At 39.6% G+C, this 19,978-nt stretch carries 18 protein-coding genes; 6 read left to right on the top strand and 12 right to left on the bottom strand.

Translation table 11 applies throughout. The annotated features are described in order from the left end of the window. Positions 1 to 7 precede the first annotated feature (7 nt). The 7 genes from HCG69_RS20695 to HCG69_RS10340 all read right to left on the bottom strand — a co-directional run bounded on the left by HCG69_RS20695 (position 8) and on the right by HCG69_RS10340 (position 5,900). On the bottom strand, positions 8 to 178 hold the full coding sequence (locus HCG69_RS20695; protein WP_002560390.1) for a hypothetical protein: 171 nt from the start codon (positions 176 to 178) through the stop codon (positions 8 to 10). 18 nt (positions 179 to 196) lie between these two features. Continuing rightward, complete coding sequence (locus HCG69_RS10365) at positions 197 to 1,357, bottom strand: MalY/PatB family protein (protein WP_221649981.1); 1,161 nt, start codon at positions 1,355 to 1,357, stop codon at positions 197 to 199. After that, on the bottom strand, positions 1,354 to 2,220 hold the full coding sequence (locus HCG69_RS10360) for a DUF3737 family protein (RefSeq protein WP_221649980.1): 867 nt from the start codon (positions 2,218 to 2,220) through the stop codon (positions 1,354 to 1,356). The genes HCG69_RS10365 and HCG69_RS10360 overlap by 4 nt, the downstream gene beginning before the upstream one ends. Before the next feature lie 88 nt (positions 2,221 to 2,308). Next, a complete protein-coding gene (locus HCG69_RS10355) occupies positions 2,309 to 2,863 on the bottom strand; it encodes a cyclophilin-like fold protein (RefSeq protein WP_221649979.1) in 555 nt (184 codons plus the stop codon). Continuing rightward, the gene (locus tag HCG69_RS10350; protein WP_221649978.1) at positions 2,860 to 3,888 is read right to left on the bottom strand and encodes an alpha/beta hydrolase; all 1,029 of its coding nucleotides are present in this window, start codon (positions 3,886 to 3,888) and stop codon (positions 2,860 to 2,862) included. The genes HCG69_RS10355 and HCG69_RS10350 overlap by 4 nt, the downstream gene beginning before the upstream one ends. Positions 3,889 to 4,252: 364 nt before the next feature. Then, a complete protein-coding gene (locus tag HCG69_RS10345; RefSeq protein ID WP_221649977.1) occupies positions 4,253 to 5,305 on the bottom strand; it encodes an NAD(P)-dependent alcohol dehydrogenase in 1,053 nt (350 codons plus the stop codon). 49 nt (positions 5,306 to 5,354) lie between these two features. Then, positions 5,355 to 5,900 (bottom strand): flavodoxin family protein, encoded by a 546-nt coding sequence (locus tag HCG69_RS10340; RefSeq protein ID WP_221649976.1) that lies wholly within the window; start codon positions 5,898 to 5,900, stop codon positions 5,355 to 5,357. A gap of 505 nt (positions 5,901 to 6,405) precedes the next feature. On the opposite strand from HCG69_RS10340, the gene HCG69_RS10335 reads away from it, so the two are divergent. Genes HCG69_RS10335 through HCG69_RS10325 form a run of 3 tightly spaced genes read left to right on the top strand, consistent with a single transcriptional unit; the run spans position 6,406 to position 9,178 of the window. Next, entirely contained in the window at positions 6,406 to 7,317 is a 912-nt protein-coding gene (locus HCG69_RS10335; protein ID WP_221649975.1) for an AraC family transcriptional regulator, read from the top strand. 13 nt (positions 7,318 to 7,330) lie between these two features. Continuing rightward, positions 7,331 to 8,239 carry an AraC family transcriptional regulator gene (locus HCG69_RS10330; RefSeq protein WP_221649974.1) on the top strand — a complete coding sequence of 303 codons (909 nt, stop codon included), beginning with the start codon at positions 7,331 to 7,333 and terminating at the stop codon, positions 8,237 to 8,239. A gap of 42 nt (positions 8,240 to 8,281) precedes the next feature. Next, on the top strand, positions 8,282 to 9,178 hold the full coding sequence (locus tag HCG69_RS10325) for an AraC family transcriptional regulator (protein ID WP_195569946.1): 897 nt from the start codon (positions 8,282 to 8,284) through the stop codon (positions 9,176 to 9,178). A gap of 80 nt (positions 9,179 to 9,258) precedes the next feature. Here HCG69_RS10325 and HCG69_RS10320 read toward each other — a convergent pair whose 3' ends face one another. From HCG69_RS10320 to HCG69_RS10300, 5 genes are all read right to left on the bottom strand, one after another. Then, complete coding sequence (locus HCG69_RS10320) at positions 9,259 to 9,681, bottom strand: DUF1893 domain-containing protein (protein WP_221649973.1); 423 nt, start codon at positions 9,679 to 9,681, stop codon at positions 9,259 to 9,261. Positions 9,682 to 9,683: 2 nt separating this feature from the next. After that, the gene (locus HCG69_RS10315) at positions 9,684 to 11,090 is read right to left on the bottom strand and encodes an aldo/keto reductase (protein ID WP_221649972.1); all 1,407 of its coding nucleotides are present in this window, start codon (positions 11,088 to 11,090) and stop codon (positions 9,684 to 9,686) included. A 10-nt stretch (positions 11,091 to 11,100) separates the two neighbouring features. Further along, entirely contained in the window at positions 11,101 to 12,588 is a 1,488-nt protein-coding gene (locus HCG69_RS10310) for a 4Fe-4S binding protein (protein WP_221649971.1), read from the bottom strand. Positions 12,589 to 12,598: 10 nt separating this feature from the next. Continuing rightward, positions 12,599 to 13,159 carry a flavodoxin gene (locus HCG69_RS10305; protein WP_221649970.1) on the bottom strand — a complete coding sequence of 187 codons (561 nt, stop codon included), beginning with the start codon at positions 13,157 to 13,159 and terminating at the stop codon, positions 12,599 to 12,601. A gap of 291 nt (positions 13,160 to 13,450) precedes the next feature. Beyond that, positions 13,451 to 14,548 (bottom strand): MBL fold metallo-hydrolase, encoded by a 1,098-nt coding sequence (locus HCG69_RS10300; protein WP_304524017.1) that lies wholly within the window; start codon positions 14,546 to 14,548, stop codon positions 13,451 to 13,453. 534 nt (positions 14,549 to 15,082) lie between these two features. Here HCG69_RS10300 and HCG69_RS10295 point away from each other — a divergent pair. The 3 genes from HCG69_RS10295 to HCG69_RS10285 all read left to right on the top strand — a co-directional run bounded on the left by HCG69_RS10295 (position 15,083) and on the right by HCG69_RS10285 (position 19,812). Beyond that, positions 15,083 to 17,221, top strand: a complete 2,139-nt coding sequence (locus HCG69_RS10295; protein ID WP_221649969.1) for an AAA family ATPase — start codon at positions 15,083 to 15,085, stop codon at positions 17,219 to 17,221. A 147-nt stretch (positions 17,222 to 17,368) separates the two neighbouring features. Beyond that, positions 17,369 to 18,304, top strand: a complete 936-nt coding sequence (locus HCG69_RS10290) for a DUF1848 domain-containing protein (RefSeq protein ID WP_221649968.1) — start codon at positions 17,369 to 17,371, stop codon at positions 18,302 to 18,304. A 485-nt stretch (positions 18,305 to 18,789) separates the two neighbouring features. After that, positions 18,790 to 19,812 carry an ABC transporter ATP-binding protein gene (locus HCG69_RS10285; RefSeq protein WP_221649967.1) on the top strand — a complete coding sequence of 341 codons (1,023 nt, stop codon included), beginning with the start codon at positions 18,790 to 18,792 and terminating at the stop codon, positions 19,810 to 19,812. Positions 19,813 to 19,978: the final 166 nt, after the last annotated feature.

Raw genomic sequence — 19,978 nt, 5'->3', positions numbered from 1 at the left:
GACGCTTTCATTCCCTAAAAGCACTCCAAAACAGAATGGCTATAAAAGGATTGACATAAGCATGAGTTCCAACTTCTGCTGCCGGACGAACTTTTAATAACCACACATAAACTGAATAAGAGCCAAAAGAAATCAGAGAAATCAATGAAATCTTGTTTACTTTCTTCCCTTCCGGCATATTTCCTTTATTGGGTTGTTAATTGCTTAAAGCACGTCTTATTCTGTTTAGCCCGTCAATCAATGTTTGTCGGGGGCAAGCTATATTGATACGAATAAAACCATCACCTGCTTCTCCGTACAGATTGCCTTCATTTACTCGAATCTTACCTTTCTTAAGCAGTATTTTTACAATTTCTTTAGATGACAGTTTCAATACAGAGCAGTCTATCCATACCAAATAAGTACCTTCGAGCCTTATTACGGGAAACTGTGGAAGATGTTCTTTGAAATAGTTTTTCAGATAATTGTAGTTGGCAAATAAATAGTGATTAAGTTTATCCAGCCATTCCTCACTATTATTGTATGCTGCCATCAAAGCTTCAATTCCAAATGGGTTTACGTCGCATACTTCGTTTACGTTAATTGCTTTTTCTATTCTCATACGTATATTCGTGTCGGCAGAAATAATATTTGCAATCTGAAGTCCTGCCAGATTGAAGGCTTTACTTGGCGAAGTGCAGGTGACAGAGTGCATTAGAAACTCTTTCGATACAGAGGCAAAAGGAGTATATGTATGTCCGGGAAAAACCAATTCGCAATGAATTTCGTCCGCTACTATCAATATATCATTTTGAAGGCAGATCTTACCAATACGTACTAACTCCTGTTTTGTCCATACTCTGCCTGCCGGATTATGTGGATTACACAACAACAGAAGTTTAACTTTCGGATCAGCTGCTTTCTTTTCTAAATCATCAAAGTTTATCTGGTATGTTCCGTTTATATAAATGAGAGGATTGGTTACTATCTCGCATCCGTTATTACGAATGGATGAGAAAAAGCAATTGTATACCGGAGTTTGTACCAATATCTTGTCTCCGGGAGATGTCAGGGCTTTTATTATTGCAGACAGTGCCGGTACAACTCCGGTTGTATAAATAATCCAATCTCTTTCTATTGTCCAATTGTGTTTTCGCCCAAACCAATCTACAATAGAATCATAATATTCAGAGGGAACTTTTGTATAACCGAAAATACCGTGTTCTACCCGTTTTTTCAATGCATCAACCACAGCGGGAGCTGTACGGAAATCCATATCAGCTACCCACATAGGCAAAACATCCTCTTCCGTCTCTGTATCCCATTTATAGGAGTTGGTACCACGACGGGGGATTATTTCATCAAAATCGTATCTCATGCGCTAAAGCAGGTTATATTGTCCCATAGTTGTAATTCACAGTCGGCAGGTTTTTTGATGTTTTCGTCGATGATAATTTCACCGTAACTTTCTGCCATGATACTCCCGCTACGTGGATTTTTTATACTATGTACCGGACTGTTGATAGTGGCTTGTACACTACTATACTCAAAACAGAGATCAGCGTTATCAGCCATTATACAATTTTCCATAATAAGATTATGGGCATAGCAAAGTGGTTGGGTTCCTGAAATCTTACAATTTACTAGACGTAGGTTGTGAGAATGCCAACCTAAGTATTCGCCATTTAGCTCAGAGTTGTACACTGTTACATTTTCAGTATTCCAGAAAGCGTCTTTCGAATTGATTACTGCATTGCGGATTTCTACATTCTTGCAATATTGGAATGAGTAATTTCCGTTTTGACTGTAATTCTTAATACGGATATTTTCACCGTACATAAACAAGTAGTCGGCTTTGTCTATCTGTACATTTTTTAATTCTACATTGCGGCAATACCAAAAGGTTTCGAGTGCATTGGGGAGCTGTACATTTTCCAGTTTGACCCCATCCATTTCGCGAAACATTTTCGGAGCTTCTACCACAGTGTCGGTCATATGAAGGTTTTGAGAATACCAGAGGGCGGCACGTGCCCCTTCCGTAAAGAGACAATTTTTCACGGTAAAACCATTCGTATGCCAAAAAGGATATTTACCTTCGAAACGACAGTTTACAGCTATAATATTACTACATTCTTTCAATGCTGATTCGCCGGTATGAATGGTTACATTTTCCAGTTGCAGGTCATGTGTTGCAAATAGAGGGCGTTCGCCTTCATATTCCTTGTTTTTAATTATTTCCATATTTCAATTGTTTTTTATTTTATAATTCTAATTCTGTTTTATAGGCATTTTGCCGACTCTTTATTCTTCAGATGGCGTCTTATTTCCGTTATGGTAATTCAAAAGTGGCAGTTATATTGCCCGAACCAAGAGCAGATGCCAGGCCCACAGGATTGTCCACACGTCCCAGACGTGTATAACTGTAAGACGTAGAAAATGTCTTATAAAAGAGTACTACACATGAAGAACCATAAAGCATTAAATCTCCTGTTTGGATTCTACCGGGATTGGAAGATGCCGTCGGAAGATTTTCCGGTAAGTAGTAATACTTTTCATTATTATTCATTTCTGACATATTCACTGTCATTGGCAGTAATGACTTAAATGCCGTTACTGTTGGATTGTCTTCCAGAGTTACATTGAACGAGGTGGAACCGATGTTTATTTTAAGATTATTATTCATAGAATTATCCTCTTCATTATTACCTGGTTTATTGGGATCATTGTTATCATCGGACTCATTAGGGTTGACAGTGGGAGAGGGCTGTACTGTATCCAGCGGGCTTGGGAAAGGGTCATCAGTACTACATGATGTGAGACTAATCAATAATGTCAGTGTCACAAGAGGAGTTATAATATAATATTTCATATCCATTTTCATCATTTCAGATATTCTTTGAAGAAAGATTCCAATTTGTCAAATGGAATAAGGTTTACCCGGTCGTAAAGATCTACGTGTCCTGCATCGGGCACGATATACAATTCTTTCGGTTCGGCAGCTTTACTATAAGCATCTTCACTGAATTCGCGTGAGTGCGCATTTTCTCCGGCAATGAAAAGCATGGGGCGAGGAGAGATAGTCTCAATGTCAGCAAACGGATAAAAATTCATGAATTTCACGTTGCTTGTCAATGTGGGATGTGTAGTAGTCAGTGATGTTGCACCTTCGGGTGTAAACTCTCCGCGTTCTGTACGATAGAATTCGTAAAACTCGCGTTCTATCGGAGAGGAGCTTTCTGTTAGTTCGTGTACTGTACCACCGGTATATTTCGTTTCCCCACCTAAGAATTCCACATAGCGTTGTTCGGCAGCTTCGGCAATGATCTGTTTTCTTTGTTCCAGTGTTAATGCATGTTTCAGGCCATTACGACTGGCTGTACCCATGTTGTACATACTTATGGTTGCGATGGCTTTCAACCGCGGATCGATTTTAGCTGCACTGATAGCAAAACTTCCACTACCGCAAATCCCGATCACACCAATGTGTTCACGATTAACAGAAGGATGTGTACCAAGATAATCTACTGCGGCACTGAAAGATTCTGCATAAAGTTCGGGAAGGACTGCATTACGTGGTTCCCCTTCACTCTCTCCCCAGAAAGATAAGTCGATGGACAAGGTTATAAAACCACGTTCGGCCATCTTCGTAGCATAGAAGTTGGCACTCTGCTCTTTGACGGCTCCCATAGGATGCCCCACAATAACTGCCGGATATCTTTCACTTTCTTTCATGTCTTTGGGAAGAAAGAGATTGCCTGTCACTTTCATTTTGTACTGATTGAGAAAGGTTACTTTCTCTGTGCTTACCGTACTACTTTTATAGAAGTTGTCTGCGTCGGTTTGCGCAAAAGAGAGGGTAGTACTGAGCATTGTAAGGGATGTTGCTGCTAATAATAAGTTTCGTCTCATATCTCTTGGGGTTTTAATGAATAAAGAATTGATTGTCTATTTTTTATATTGCAAATGTACGGGGAAGAAAAGAGATTCTTTGTAGACAAATTACAGACATCATAACCCGAATTACAGATTGTAATATTTACATTCACTTTTTCTTAATAAAACCGGATAAAAAGAGAATCTGAAGATATGGCAAGAGGGTGCCAAAAGTGAAACTCACTATCATTAAAACGCAGATTAACGCTAATTTACGCAAAGATTAAGAGCCTGTTTAAATCTGTGATAATTTGCGTAAATCTGCGTTTCTAAAGTTAGATATTGATAGCTTTCTCAGACTTTTGATACCCTCTTACTACCGTTGATATCTGATTATAGATTACATTCCTTTTGTCTTCATGTCAATCACAAAACGATATTTGACATCATTCTTTTCCAAACGTTCCATGGCTTCATTTATTTGGTCAACGCTGATTAGTTCTATCTGAGCTGTGATATGGTGTTCTGCACAGAAATCAATTACTTCTTGTGTCTCGGCAATGCCACCAATGTTGGAACCGGAAAAACTCTTGCGTCCGTTTACGATATTGAATGCACCGACTTCCAACGGTTGATTAGGAAGACCAACCAATACAAGACTACCATCTACTTTCAAAAGATTCAAATACATATTAACATCGTGTCGTGCGGAAACCGTATCCAGAATCATATCAAACTTAGAGAGGTTTCCCATTTGGTTCGCGTCAGTAGACAGCACGGCTTCATCCGCGCCCAACTCTTTGGCTGTTTCTATTTTAGAGGGAGACGTAGTAAAAACGGTTACATGGGCTTTCATCGCTTTTGCAATCTTTATAGCCATATGGCCCAAACCACCAATACCTATGATACCTACTTTTTTCCCAGGTCCTGCTCCCCAATGCTTCAAAGGAGAATAAACGGTGATTCCCGCACATAAGATAGGAGCTGATGCTGCAAGATCAATTGTCTCAGGCAGTTTCAATACATAATTAGCATCGGCTACAATCGTTTGCGAAAAACCACCATAAGTTTGTCCTCCAAGATATTTGTCGGGAGAATTAAAAACAACCGTCCAACCTTCTTCACAATATTGTTCTTCACCGTTGTGACAATGTTCGCAGTGTCCGCAACTATCGACGATACAACCGATGCCAGCCAAATCTCCGACTTTGAATTTAGTTACATCTCTGCCTATTCCGGTAATACGTCCTACTATTTCATGTCCGGGAACAATAGGATAGGTAGTTCCACCCCAATCATTATGGATGGAATGAAGGTCAGAATGACAAATACCACAATACAAAATATCAATCTCTACATCATTCGGTAGAAGCGAACGACGTTGAATTTCTAAACTGTGGAGCGGAGTTTCTGCTGATTCCGTTCCATACGCTTTTACTGTTTTTGTTTCCATATTTTTATTTTAATGTAATCAATCCGTACTTTGGAAGAAGATATCACTATCAAATTAGTTTTCCCATCTCATAGGCTTCGATCAAGGCTGGATTGCCTTTTATCTCACCTACATGCCAGACATCAGTAGCAAGAACTTTGCCTTTTACGACCGGATTTTCCAGACAATCTATAAAGCCCATCAGATTATCGAAAACATGCTCTAAGCTGGCAAGCCCTTCTTTCCCTTCGGCAGCGGCAGCAAGGAAATAGAATTCTTTGTTTTTCATTTCGGTATAGGGCCCACAACAACGGTCGAGCAATGTTTTCAGTTGTGCACTCATTGCATAGAAATAGACGGGAGTACTAAGAACTATGACATCAGCAGCCAGCATTTTAGCAATGATTTCCGCCGCATCATCTTTCTGAGGGCATGGTTTCTTATATTGGCTGCACACACTGCATCCCATACAATAGTGGATCGTTTTATCCCGTAGAAAAACCTTTTCCGCTTCATTTCCAGCTTCTATAGCTCCACGCATGAATTCATCACAGAGTGTGTCAGAGTTGCCTCCGCGTCGCGGACTGGATGATAAAATCAGTACTTTTTTACTCATAATGACAGGTCGTTTAATTCGTTGTTTTTTTATGTTACAAAAGTACACTGTTGTGAGGAGATACTTTGTAGATAAATTACGGATAATATAACCCCAATTACAGATTGTATGCATGGTAACCGTTTTTCTTTCAAAGATACTCACCAATGCGTTACGATCTCCTGTTTTCTATTGGCACACGGATGAAGCGGATAAAACGATGACAACGGATCAGATTTTATTTTTCCTTGATTATCAGTGAATAAAATAAAAAGATCCGTTGTCATCTGCCTGATCTGCCTGATCCGTGTGCCATAAAAATAGAACGCAGTTTACTTCATTTCTATTCAGGTATGATAACCCTGATTACAGAAGAAAATGGCTTTCCAAATCAACTTCAGCTGTTGGCATAAAAAAGATGTACCCAAATTACGGATAGTATAACCCAAATTACAGATTTGACTAATTCTGCTGAATCAGTGTATATTTTATTTATATCTTTGCTAAAATTCAAATACTTACGTCTATGGATAATATAGTAAACTTAGAAAGTGTAGACCGGTACAACAGCATGTATGGACTCGAGACATTGCATCCGTTAGTGAGTGTCGTCGATCTTACAAAAGCAACTAAGATCATTAATCACACCCAAATGAATTATGGGGTTTATGCACTCTTCTTAAAGCAGACCAAGAGCTGTGATCTTAAGTATGGACGTAGATCTTATGATTATCAGGAAGGAACGATTGTCTGTTTCGCACCCGGTCAGGCTGTACGTGTAGATATGATTGAAGATGAAATCACGCCGGAAGTTTATGGTATTGTTTTCCATCCTGATTTGATTCGTGGCACTTCTTTGGGAAAGAGTATAAAAAACTATACTTTCTTCTCCTATGCTGTTAATGAAGCACTTCATCTTTCAGATCAGGAAAAAGAGATTGTTATGGATTGTCTCAAGAAAATCAGCATTGAGCTGGAACATGCTATTGATAAACATAGCAAGGCTCTGATTGCAATGAATATAGAATTACTCCTTAATTATTGCATGCGGTTCTATGAACGACAGTTTATTACCCGCAGTGATGCAAATAAAGATGCTCTTACGAAATTTGAGCAACTTTTGAATGAATATTTCCTAAGTAAACTCCCCATGCAGGAAGGTTTGCCTTCAGTGAAATATTTTGCAGACAAAATTTGCCTTTCCTCCAACTATTTTGGAGATATGGTAAAAAAGGAAACAGGAAAAACTCCGCAAGAGCATATTCAGGATAAGGTTATTGAAATGGCAAAGGAACATATTGCCGAAACGGATGAAACTGTTAGTCAGATAGCCTACACTTTAGGCTTTCAATATCCGCAGCACCTTTGCCGGTTATTTAAGAAACGCGTAGGGTGTACTCCCAATGAATACAGAACGCAACAAGGTCAAATTATTTAATATACTTCATATTATGGATGAAATTATAAAGATTGATACCATTGATCAATACAATAAGTTATACGGGTTGGAGACCATGCATCCGCTGGTCGGAATTGTAGATTTGAAAAAGGCAACCAATCGTCCGAATCATATCCGGATCAATATGGGTTTTTATTCGCTCTTCTTGAAACATACGAAGTGCGGAGATCTTAAATACGGTAAAAAACAATATGATTATCAGGAAGGAACAATTGTTAGTTTTGCGCCAGGACAGGTTATAGGTATTGAATTGAAAGAAAACGTCCAACCGTCTTCCATAGGCATTGTGTTTCATCCTGACTTAATTCGTGGTACATCTTTGGGGCAGAACATCAATAAGTACTCTTTCTTTTCTTATGAGGTAAGTGAAGCGCTTCATGTGTCTCTTGCTGAACAGCAAATAATAACGGACTGCCTTAAAAATATCACGATGGAGTTAGAGCGTGCAATAGATAAACATAGCAAAATTTTGATAGCTAAAAACATAGAACTATTGCTTGACTATTGTATGCGTTTTTATGAACGGCAATTTAACACCCGCAGTGGAGTGAATAAAGACATTATTGTACAGTTTGAACATCTCCTGGATGATTATTTCCTGGAACAAAATGCAGAAAAGAATGGTTTCCCCACCGTGAAATACTTTGCAGATAAGGTTTTTCTTTCGCCTAATTATTTTGGTGATTTAATAAAAAAAGAGACAGGGAAGAGTGCCCAGCAGCACATTGTGTTCAAAATAATCAATCATGCAAAAGACCAGATACTCAATACCAATCAGCCAATTTCTCAGATTGCATATAAGTTAGGATTTCAGTATACGCAACATTTTTCACGTCTGTTTAAAAAGAACGTCGGATGTTCACCTAATGAGTACAGGGCACAAAACGATATAGTTCTTTGATAAACTACTTAGTGTAGTCTTTGCTAAAAATAGGCTGTTTTTATGAAAAAAAACATATTGAATATAGAAACTGTACATCAATGTAATTGCTGTTTAGGGTGTAAAACGCTTCATCCATTGATAAGTGTCATTGATTTGTCGAAAGCTAATTTGGAACAACGTACCCTTAAGTTTGGCTTCTATACAGTCATATTGATAGAAGGTCATGCTGAAGATTTCCTGTACGGACGTAAATATTATGATTATTCCAATGCATCATTGATATTTCTTACTCCGGGAGAATCCTTTAAGGCGGATAAAAACAAGATACTTTCTCAAAAAGGTTGGTTGCTGGCATTCCACCCGGATTTACTGTATCACACTTCGCTGGAAGCAAATATAAAGAATTACTCATTCTTTTATTATAAACCGGAGGAGGCCTTACATCTTTCTTTGCGTGAAAAGACAAAGATAATAGAATGTTTATGCAATATCGGAGAAGAATTGCAACATGCCATCGATTGTCATACTAAAACAATTATTTCGAGATATATCGAGTTGTTTTTAGACTATTGCACTCGTTATTATGAACGGCAATTTATCACACGCAACGAACCCAATAAACTCATAATCAATAAAACCGACTTGTTATGGGATGAATATGTTCAGTCTGGCAAACTCATGAATGGCATATTGCCATCAGCCGAGTATTGTGCAAGGAACCTTCAATTATCTCCTCATTACTTTAGCGACCTGTTAAAGTTTGAGACAGGAAAAAATATATATGAGTATTTCCAGCAAAAACGTTTTGAGACATCTAAAAGAATGTTGTCCGATAAGAACAATACGACTGCCCTGGTTGCAGATAAGTTAGGTTTCACTAATGTACAGTACTTTAGCAGCCTGTTTAAAAAGATAACCGGAGTGGCACCAAATGAATACAGAATTTCACAAAATTAATGTTGCCGGGAATCTATATTTATCTCACCTGTAAAATGTCGCTTTGGGCATATAAAATACTTTTATGATAGTTACTTCTATCACGTTGCAATCTTATTCTGTGTATTTATAAAATGTTGTATAGATATAAAACACTCTTGGGCAGTAGCCTTTTCTTTGCATAGCGTTTCCAACGGACACCAACCTGTTTGAGTGCGGTTTTTTATCAGAGGTACTTTTAGCCTGAATTCCACCTTGATAGCTGCTTCCTGCAATATTTCCCAGGCAGGTTCACTTATTACATCAGCATACAGTTGTTTCACCTGGCCCAATATCATTAAGGCGGCCGCGGCTTTTCCAACTACCTTGTCTGCAATATGGGCCCCTTGTAGTATCCACGGAGTCTGTTTTAGTAAGTTGTATAAGTCAGCAACTCCTCGTTGTTCAAATACATAAATTTTTCGTTTGTGGCGGATAACGCATGAATATTGCTCTTCATGTAGTAGTTGGATTAATTTTTCCATATTCATAAAGTACCTTGTTTTAGCTGTTCTACAAATTGATCAATGCGATGTAGTTCTCCCGGTATATTTATATTCTGCGGACAATGATGTACACATTGGTCACATCCGATACAGTGATTGGCCTGACGCAGGCGTGGTACACTACGATCATAACCCACTAAAAATGCACGGCGTGCTTTACGATAATTTTCCTCCTGACTGCTTTCCGGGACATTACCCTCATTTACACACTTATTGTAATGTATCAGAATGGCCGGAATATCCAGGCCATAGGGGCAAGGCATGCAATATTTACAATCATTGCAGGGGATTGTAGGATATTTCAACATCAGTTGTGCCGTTTCTTCCAGAAACTCTTTATCATTTTCAGTCAATGGCACCAAAGGTGAATAGGTACGTAAATTATCCTTCAGATGCTCCATATACGTCATTCCACTCAATACCGTAAGTACTCCTTCGGGTGAACCCGCAAAGCGGAATGCCCATGAGGCAACACTGTCTGTCGGACGACGTTGTTTTAAGCGCCCTACTATGTGGTTGGGCACATTAGACAGACGCCCTCCTAATAGAGGTTCCATGATAATTGCAGGAATGTTTCGCTTGGAAACTTCGGCATACAAGTATTCAGCATCTGTATTACGGGTATTTACTTCTTTGGCATGCTTCCAATCTACATAGTTCAGCTGGATTTGTACAAAATCCCATTTTATTTCATCGTGCCGGGAAAGTAGATAATCGAATACTTCAATATCTCCATGGTATGAGAAACCGAGGTTACGGATGCGTCCCGCTTCGCGTTCCTTGATAAGAAAATCAAGCATGCCGTTATCTAAATAACGGCCTTTCAACGCTTCCATGCCTCCCATTCCAATACCGTGTAGCAGCATATAATCCAGGTAATCTACTTGTAGCTCTTTCAAGGAGTTGTGATACATAGCTATGGAAGCCTGCCGACTCCAGGTATCCGGACTGAAATTGGATAACTTCGTAGCTATAAAATAGCTGTCGCGCGGGTGTCGGCTGAGTGCAATCCCCATAGCATGTTCGGAACGCCCTCTGCAATATGCAGGCGATGTGTCGAAGTAGTTAACGCCGTGTGCAATTGCATAATCGGTCAGTTCATTGACCATATCCTGATCAATTTCATCCTGAGTGTCTCTTGCACTGGTATTATTAATAGTTGGCAGGCGCATGCAGCCATATCCCAGTATGGAAACTTTATCACCTGTGGAAGGGGAGATGCGATAGGTCATTTCGCCTGTTTGGGTGTCTCCGGAGTTTCCATTTATTGCTGCTGAGTCACTTTGGTAACTGCAACCATACATGGCAGCTGTAGTAGTTACGGCACCTGCACCTAATACTTTCAGAAACTTCCGACGGTCTATCTCCTTTTTATTTTTCTTATTCATGGCTTCTCTTTTAAACAATTCTGTGTTTTTGATGTCCTTCTACATAAATTGCACTAAACGGACGTGCCGGGCAAAGGTTCTCACAAGCTCCGCAACCAATACAACGTTCCTCATTGATTACCGGAAGTTTAGGAGATTCCGGGTCATCGGCAATACTGGCTATCATTTGTATAGCACCTGTCGGACAGTGACGGGCACAGTTTCCACAATTTACGCCATCTGTATTGACTACGCAATTTTCATATATGTATACTGCATGACCGATTTGTATTGCAGATTTCTCTGCTGTGGTAATGGGCCGTATAGCACCTGTCGGACATACTTCGGCACATTTCGTGCATTCAGGGCGGCAATAACCACGTTCATAATACATTTCCGGTTGCATCAGTGTTTCAAGCTTAGCGGAAGGACGCAGTACCTGATTGGAACAAACGGATATACAGAGCTGACAAGCCGTACAATGATTTGCAAAATTCCGGGCACTCAATGAACCTGCCGGAGTGACAGGAGTAGTACGATTGGGAATCTTCTTTTCTTCTATTATCGCGAGTCCGCCATCTACTTTTTTCTCTTGTGCTTTCAGAAGGGTAGAAGTAGCCAACAAAGAAGTGGCAGACAAGAAACTACGGCGTGCATTGTCTATCTGTTCATCTGTTACTTTGACTATTTTTGTGCCGGCATTGAGAGGGTGTTTGTACTGAATCGCATTTTTAGGACATTTTCCGATACAGTTCATACATGCCACACACCGGCTGTAATCAATCTTGTGTTCTTTTATATTGATACATGAAGCTTTGCAATTGCGGGCACACAACTGACAATTTACGCATTTTGAAGTGTCAATTACCGGCTTCAACCATGAATATTTAGCTACGAAACCCAAAAGTGTTCCCACCGGACAAATTGTATTACAGTAAGTACGTCCGTTTCGCCATGCCAGCAAAGCAAGAATGATAAATGCTGTAATAGCAATACCAAAAGTTGTGACACCCTTCATCCATACATCAACTGAATAAAAAGCATAACTGTCCACACGTTCTGCCCAGTAGGCCAAAAGATTGTTTCCCCATTGGTAAAGCGGTGCAAACAGATTGGAAACGATGCGTCCGTAAGTGCTATAAGGTGCCAGTAAGGTAACAATCGTACCTATACCGGCAATAATGGCAATGATAAAGACCGCCAGTACTCCATACCGTAACCACGAAAGGCCGGGGGAATAACGAAAACGATTCTTTCTGCGTTTTCCGGCTATCCACGATACCAGGTCCTGAAACACACCGAGCGGGCAGATGACTGAACAATAGATCCGCCCCAGAATGAGAGTTAATACCATTAGTGCAATGATTACTCCTATATTCAGTGCCAATAGGGCCGGTAGGAACTGTATCTTTGCCAACCATCCAAACCAGGTATGAATAGTGCCTGTAAAATCAAGAAACAGTAAAGTGATCAGAGTGAAACATACCAGGGCGGAAATGAGTCTTACTTTTCGTAACATAATTGTGTTTTTAATGATCAATTTCGTGCAGCCATTTTTCTACCTTTGTCCGAGCTGAGTTTGCGCTTCCTCCATTGATGAGAAAGCCCTTTTTTATTGTAGCTTTCTCAGTGTGCTTTACAAAATCTTTGAAGCAATTCTGTTCACCTCCGCCACCATGTGTGCAGAAAGGAATGACTGTCTTGCCAGAGAAATTGTAGCTTTCCAGAAAAGTCCATATAGCCATAGGAGCAGTTCCCCACCAGTTAGGGTATCCTACAAATATGACATCGTAGGTATCTATATTGTCGACTTTGGTTTTCAGTTCCGGGCGTGCGTCTGCTTCTTTTTCTTTTTTAGCTACCTCCGTACATAAGCGATATTCTTCCGGATAAGGTGTTGTTGTTTGAATTTCGAAAAGCTTTCCGTCGGTCAATTCTGCGATCTGGTTTGCAACACTACGGGTATTTCCCGACCATGAGAAATAGGCGACTAACACCTTTTTTGCTTTAAATACTTGCTGAGCTTTTACATTTGTTCCTGACATTGTTACCATAACTATAAGCATCATTAAAATGTTTCTTGTTCTCATATCTTTTATTTTTTATCTGACTGATGCAAAATTACTCTGATATGTTTGGTTAAGAAATAGATAAATTACGGATATTGTTACCAATATTACTGATTGGAAATAAAAAGATAAGATTTAGTTCATACTATGACGGTGTTTTATTGAAACGCAAATAAACGCAGATTTTCGCAGATTATAATAAGACTACATTATAGTTGAGGGATGATATTCTTTACATGACTTTGCGATAATCTGCGTTTCAAAATAGTTGGGATACAGTACTTGTACTCCCAATGAGTATGAATGCGGTATCTATTTGTCTATGTTGACAACTTCACCAATCACAGGGTTGAGAACATTTAGCGAATCCGTCTCTATCATTTTTCGTACATTCATGATCGGTTCGTCCCACCGATGTTTTGCTAAAGCAAATTTAGAGTGGTGTACCGTCAGTATCTTCCGGGCTTTCAGGTCTTTGGCAACCCGGTTTAATTCTGATGGCATTGTGTGGATGTATTTCCAATCCTCATTATATTGTCCGTTTTCCAGAATTGCCAGATCTATTCCGGGATAACGATTCCCTATCTCTTCAAAATGCGTATCATACCCACCATCTCCTCCGATAAAGATCTTCTTTGACGAGGTTTCGATAAGGAAAGAGCCCCAGAGTGTCTGGTTGACAGTAAGGCCACGGCCTGAGAAGTGCCGGGCTGGCAGACAGTGTATGGATAGCCCTGCCTCATTGTCGGAAGTGGAATTTTCATACCAATCAAGTTCTATAAGCTGATCTTCTTCAAATCCCCAATATTCAAAATGCTCGCCGACTCCCAATGGGCATATTATCTTTCTGATACGATCTTTCAGTTGCATAATCGTCTGATAGTCCAAATGATCCCAATGGTCATGCGTTATCACCAGATAATCAATATCCGGCATGTCATTGGGTTGGTAGGTATAGGTAGCCGGAAATGGCTTGTTGATGAACGAAACCGGAGAGCCCATACAAAAGACCGGATCTACCAGTATTCGTTTCCCGTCGATTTGAATAAGATAGGAAGAATGTCCAAACCAGACCAGTACATCTTTGTTGTTGCTTATTCCCCGGAGATTCGTTTTGATAACCGGTATTTCTTTTTCAGGGCGTAGTCCTTCGACTTTTCTGAATAGAAAATCCAGGATGCTTCTGAAACGGCTCTTGTCGGAGGTCATCATCACTGTCTCATGCAGATTCTGGAAAGCTCCGTCTTTATAATGCGGTGACTGCCTGATTCTTTCCAGCCGTTTACCCTGAGGAAGTTTGCCAAAGCTTGACTGGTTAATGAAAACAATTCCAATCAAGGCGAAAACAGCTACAATAACTAATAGTATTCCTATAAACATACGCATTCGGATTTGTTTTAATAACTTCATATTCTTATCTATTATTTCACGTTGCAAAATTACTTGGAATATACAAAAGCCCAGGTATACAAATTACGGATAGTTATACCTTAATTACGGTTGTTATCTTTAGAGCTTACTCCAATTTTCTTCAGCATTATTTGGAAACACCCGGAAGTTCCTGTATATTTGCACAAAACTAGAAATATTTTCTCAAAATGAGGCTACACAGTTTTGAAATTCGGAATTCAAAGATGAACAATGTGATTCGATTAACGGAGTCCCGGCTGGGATTTTGTTGGTTGATACATTTTGATCTTTGACATTTTGAACAACGTTCAAGATCTGTCCGGTATAAAATTCGTGCAGATCGGGAACGAAGAAAGCTATGTAGGCCTGTACTTTTCATAATTGAACCTTTTTCCTCATTCATTTTATGATTTGCGCATAACTGTCTCTTCACTGAGGCGGTCTTTCTCATGCCCGTATATTAACTTGTGCGGGGTTTCGTGTTTCTATACATTTAAAAGTCTTATATTCTTTACTCTTAATTATTATACTACTATGAATAAGAATAAATCAAACAAAACATTTACGGATAAAAGTAATAAGTATACTATACAATCGGTACATATTGAGCATCATGGGGATTCTAAAGAAATCTGCGGAACTTCCGGACGTATGTATTTGAATATCCTTTTTGGGGAAGCAGTTACTTCCTTTCATCATTTTACAGCATTCTGTTATAATAGTTTGCTAAATCTGGTAGGTGAATCCGAAGGCAGGCCGGGAGATGCAGAGTCAGATGAGAACGTCGTGAGACTGACTTTCCATCCTAAAAGAATGTGGAAGGAAGGGCATTATTTTGTACTATTATCACACAATGATGAGCCTCTTTACAGGGTTTCTTTCTCTTTAGGAGGAAAAGGAATGATCGATTGCGGCTATGAACCTATCCATAAAAACTCAGTTGACTATATGCTTGCCCGTTATTTAGGAAAGAATCCATTGTGGTATAATGAGTTACACAAGCTTCCGGGCATGACAGCTGCGCGTTATCAACTATTGGACTTATATAAACAGAGTGAATTCGGCCGGTTGCGTAAACGTCGTAAGCTGAATATTCTCCGGTATTATTCAAATTTTGTCATTACCGGAACGGGTGGAAAGAATAAGGAGATTTTCGCAAAAAATGCGGCTTTTCTACTTACCGGTTCGGAAATTTACTTTAAACAGGTGAACGCGTATACGCTGACCGAAACACATAATGCGGTTAATCCATATGAAGCGGCAACTGAACTTTTCACCCAGTGTTTTGGAAAAGTTATTTATCTGGATCATTTATTAGCATTAACCTCTCCGGGTGCTTCGAACGTGATTGGCAAGATGATTAATGCATTGCAAAAACAAGAGGGGATGTTTATACTGTCCGGCATGGACGCTGAGATCAATCAACTGTTTGAGTTAGTCCCTGAACTTGCTGCGTATTTTCCGGAAGAGAACCGTTTTAAGACAGAAAGTTTCTCTATGCATGATATACTTAATTTAATAGAGCAACAACTGGAAAACGAATCCTTTTATCTTTCGTCGGATGCACAACAGGTTTTGTACCGGAGCATGAAGACAGAATCTGATAACGGAACATTGTTATATTGGAAAGAAGATACCGTCAGTAAGTTTATCCATAAGGCTATCTATCCCCGTATGCAGGAGCGCATTCTTCTCGAAGAGAATCAACCATCCGAAGATTTATCAGAAGCCCTTATACGTATTGAAGCACAAGATATCGATACAACTTTTTTTGAAGCTCAGGCCAACTTGTTTGATGAAAGTATGAAGCAACTGAATGCTTTGGTTGGTTTAAGTAAAGTAAAGCAGAATATGGAACAGGCTTTCAAATTTGTACGTTTCAATGAAAAACGTAAACAGTTGGGGTTACCTGTTCAAGGGCCGGGGGCACATCACATGATTTTTACCGGTAATCCGGGAACGGGAAAAACAACAGTAGCCAAGATGGTAGGAAAAATATATCATGCATTGGGGCAACTGTCCAAAGGAGAGGTTATAGTGACCGGGCGTTCGCAGTTGGTAGGGCGTTTTATCGGAGAGACGGAAAAAAATATGCAGGAGATTCTGGAACGTGCACGGGGCAATGTTCTTTTCATAGACGAAGCATATACGCTTTATGATGGAGCAAGTGACCATAAGGATTTTGGATTTCGGGTATTAGAGTCCTTATTAGCCGTACTTGCATTGGAGCATGCTGATATACTGGTTATATTTGCCGGTTATGAAAAAGAGATGAAGGCGATGATGGATGCCAACCTGGGACTGTGGGGACGTTTTCCGCATCAATTTCATTTTGAAGATTACTCTGTTGACGAGTTATTACGGATAGGATATGATCTGTTGGATAAGAAAGGGTATGTGCTGACGAATGGTGCGCGGAGTGTTCTGAAAGAAACAGTGGTTCACGTCTGTGAGCATAAAGATTCTTATTTCAGTAACGCCCGCTGGATGGGGCAATTAATAACGAACGGGGTACTTCCTGCGATGGCAGAAAGAGTATTCAGAAGTACGCCTTCAGAGGATAAGGGGCTTTATCAGACTATTGAAGAAGAAGATGTGCGTTTTGCCGTAAATCGGATGAAGATCAATGAAATGCGGCTATCTCCACGTTCTGTTATCGGTTTCAGGGCCTGATGATTAAGGGTCAGTAGATTACTGATTTACGGATAAAGACAAAAGACTTTATACTATTTACCTTTTGCCTGGATAGCTTTAAAGTCTTTTGTCTTTTTTTTACGTTCCCTTTTTCTCCCCTTATTCTCTTTTTGCTAACTTTACAAGATGATAATTAGTGCAAGTCGCAGAACTGATATACCCGCCTTTTATTCAGACTGGTTTTTTAACCGGATAAAAGAAAGGTATGTGCTTGTTCCCAATCCTTATAACTCAAAAATGATAAGTAGGATTAGTCTGGATCCTGCCGTAGTAGACTGTATTGTTTTCTGGTCAAAGAATCCGGCTCCGATGCTTGAAAAGCTGGACAAACTGAAAGAATACAATTACTATTTTCAGTTTACTCTCAACCCTTATGGGCCGGATATTGAGAATCATCTCCCTGCTATAAGTAAACGTATTGATACTTTTAAGCGTCTTTCGGACCGGATAGGTAAGGAGAAAGTAATCTGGCGTTATGATCCGGTTCTTACCAATGAGACATATACTCCTGGTTTTCACAAAGAGAAATTTGCTGAAATCGCATATGAGTTAAAAGAACATACAGAGAAATGTATGCTTGGTTTTATAGATCATTATCAGCATATCCGCACTGCTGTCAGCCGATTCAACATACAACCTCTACTGAAAGCGGATATTGAGGAGATGGCGGTATCCTTTAAAAAAACGGTGGATACCTGTTCTATTCAATTGGATACATGTACAGCCAAGGTAGATTTGACTCACTTGGGCATTCCGGGTGGATTGTGCATTGATAATCAATTGGTGGAAAGAATTGCAGGTTATCCTATATCCGCCCGGAAAGATAAAAATCAGCGTGATATTTGCCGGTGTGCGGAGAGTATTGACATCGGTACTTATGAGAGTTGCCTGAATGGCTGTATTTATTGTTATGCCATCAAAGGAAACTATAACACGGTGAAGTATAATTTAAACAAGCATGATAAAAATTCTCCTATGCTTGTAGGTGAATTGCAAGAAGATGATATCGTGAAAGAGCGTTTGGTTAAAAGCCTGCGCAATGATCAGTTTTCGCTGTTTTAAAGATTGAATATCATATAAACAAGAGTACGTATTTAAAGGTGTGTTAAAATAGATTTTAACATGCTGTTAAATACGTTCTCTTATACCTATAAAGTACGTACTTTATTATCGGTTGATATACAGACTTTTATCTTTTGTTTTCTCTGCGCTCCTTTTGTACACAAACGGGTTGGGTAGTTTGTCTTGCAGTAAGGACATTGGTAAGTTTATTATAACCCAACGTACCGAAGGTCGTAGGGGAATGATGTTTTAGATGTACATGTAAAGCAGTACGACATGTGCATGTGGAGCGGTACGACATGTACATGTGGAGCAGTACGACATGTACATCTAAAACATCTTCCCCCGGTGAGAGCAGGAGCATTCCCCGGTAAGTAAACTAAAGAAGAACGGTGAGGATGGAAAAGAAAACCGTTATCGTCTGGGCTATCACTGCATAAATAAGTATCTTTGTTCCCCGGAATTGTAGCCATACATCAATAATCATGAAGCAAAATACCATTCATATAAAAGATCTCTCCATCGGTTATCCTGGTAAAGGAGAGGTGAAGGTTGTTGCCGAGCATATCAATGCCGGTATCAATAGTGGTGAACTAACTTGTTTGTTGGGAGCTAATGGTATTGGTAAATCTACTTTGTTACGTACTCTTTCTGCCTTTCAGCCTAAGCTTGGCGGAGAAATTTGCATTCAGGGCAAAGAGATTGAACAATACAAGGATAAAGACCTGTCTATGGCCATCAGCGTAGTGCTGACCGAAAAATGTGAAGTGCGCAATATGACTGTAACGGAGTTGGTGGGACTTGGACGTACTCCTTATACCGGTTTTTGGGGAACACTTGACGAAGATGACAAACGAATCGTAGAACGTTCTATCTCTTTAGTGAAGATAGAGAAACTTGCTGATAGAATGGTGCATACGTTAAGTGATGGTGAACGGCAGAAAGTGATGATTGCAAAAGCATTGGCACAGGAAACGCCTATTATCTTTCTGGATGAACCGACCGCTTTTCTTGATTTTCCCAGTAAGGTAGAGATGATGCAATTACTTCATCGGTTGAGCCGTCAGACGAATAAAACTATTTTTCTTTCTACACACGACCTGGAATTGGCATTGCAGATTGCCGACAAAATATGGTTGATGGATAAAATGAACGGAGTTATAATTGGTACTCCTGAAGATCTTTCACTCAATGGTAGTTTAAGTACCTTCTTTGCTCATAAGGGAATTATTTTTGATATTGAAACCGGTCTTTTCCGGGTAAATAATGAATATATTACACAACTTCGTCTTATAGGAGAAGGGCAGGGATATGCTATGGTGCGTAAAGCTTTACAACGTAACGGTATTCTTGCTGATAAAGGTGTAGAATCAGAGTTTTGTATTGAAGTCGGTGACTTGAAAAAGGAGGGGAGTTTTACTGTTTATTCTCAGAAAGGAGAAGTTTCAAAGGTAGATACTATTGAGGAATTGCTGGAAAAGATTCTGAATAATGTGGCAATATGCTAATATGCCAATGTGCCAATTGGCTGCGCTGTCTATTCTGTAGGGTATTTCACCACAGAGGACGCAGAGGGCACGGAGTTTTAAGTCTTTGATGAAACGCAGAATTCTAAGACCTGCGCAAATATTTGTGCAAGAAAAAACAGTTAAATAAGTTAAATGGGTTGCTATC

Source organism: Bacteroides sp. K03 (genome assembly GCF_019734355.1).
Lineage (GTDB): Bacteria > Bacteroidota > Bacteroidia > Bacteroidales > Bacteroidaceae > Bacteroides > Bacteroides nordii.
This window is presented reverse-complemented; position numbering and strand designations above follow the sequence as displayed.

Excerpts from the sequence above, each read along its gene's own strand:
- HCG69_RS10295 (WP_221649969.1), top strand. The coding sequence starts at position 15,083 with ATGAATAAGAATAAATCAAACAAAACATTTACGGATAAAAGTAATAAG.
- HCG69_RS10360 (WP_221649980.1), bottom strand. The coding sequence starts at position 2,220 with ATGGAAATAATTAAAAACAAGGAATATGAAGGCGAACGCCCTCTATTT.
- HCG69_RS10350 (WP_221649978.1), bottom strand. The coding sequence starts at position 3,888 with ATGAGACGAAACTTATTATTAGCAGCAACATCCCTTACAATGCTCAGT.
- HCG69_RS20695 (WP_002560390.1), bottom strand. The coding sequence starts at position 178 with ATGCCGGAAGGGAAGAAAGTAAACAAGATTTCATTGATTTCTCTGATT.
- HCG69_RS10345 (WP_221649977.1), bottom strand. The coding sequence starts at position 5,305 with ATGGAAACAAAAACAGTAAAAGCGTATGGAACGGAATCAGCAGAAACT.
- HCG69_RS10365 (WP_221649981.1), bottom strand. The coding sequence starts at position 1,357 with ATGAGATACGATTTTGATGAAATAATCCCCCGTCGTGGTACCAACTCC.
- HCG69_RS10315 (WP_221649972.1), bottom strand. The coding sequence starts at position 11,090 with ATGAATAAGAAAAATAAAAAGGAGATAGACCGTCGGAAGTTTCTGAAA.
- HCG69_RS10355 (WP_221649979.1), bottom strand. The coding sequence starts at position 2,863 with ATGATGAAAATGGATATGAAATATTATATTATAACTCCTCTTGTGACA.
- HCG69_RS10330 (WP_221649974.1), top strand. The coding sequence starts at position 7,331 with ATGGATGAAATTATAAAGATTGATACCATTGATCAATACAATAAGTTA.
- HCG69_RS10325 (WP_195569946.1), top strand. The coding sequence starts at position 8,282 with ATGAAAAAAAACATATTGAATATAGAAACTGTACATCAATGTAATTGC.
- HCG69_RS10310 (WP_221649971.1), bottom strand. The coding sequence starts at position 12,588 with ATGTTACGAAAAGTAAGACTCATTTCCGCCCTGGTATGTTTCACTCTG.
- HCG69_RS10290 (WP_221649968.1), top strand. The coding sequence starts at position 17,369 with ATGATAATTAGTGCAAGTCGCAGAACTGATATACCCGCCTTTTATTCA.
- HCG69_RS10320 (WP_221649973.1), bottom strand. The coding sequence starts at position 9,681 with ATGGAAAAATTAATCCAACTACTACATGAAGAGCAATATTCATGCGTT.
- HCG69_RS10285 (WP_221649967.1), top strand. The coding sequence starts at position 18,790 with ATGAAGCAAAATACCATTCATATAAAAGATCTCTCCATCGGTTATCCT.
- HCG69_RS10335 (WP_221649975.1), top strand. The coding sequence starts at position 6,406 with ATGGATAATATAGTAAACTTAGAAAGTGTAGACCGGTACAACAGCATG.
- HCG69_RS10340 (WP_221649976.1), bottom strand. The coding sequence starts at position 5,900 with ATGAGTAAAAAAGTACTGATTTTATCATCCAGTCCGCGACGCGGAGGC.
- HCG69_RS10300 (WP_304524017.1), bottom strand. The coding sequence starts at position 14,548 with ATGAAGTTATTAAAACAAATCCGAATGCGTATGTTTATAGGAATACTA.
- HCG69_RS10305 (WP_221649970.1), bottom strand. The coding sequence starts at position 13,159 with ATGAGAACAAGAAACATTTTAATGATGCTTATAGTTATGGTAACAATG.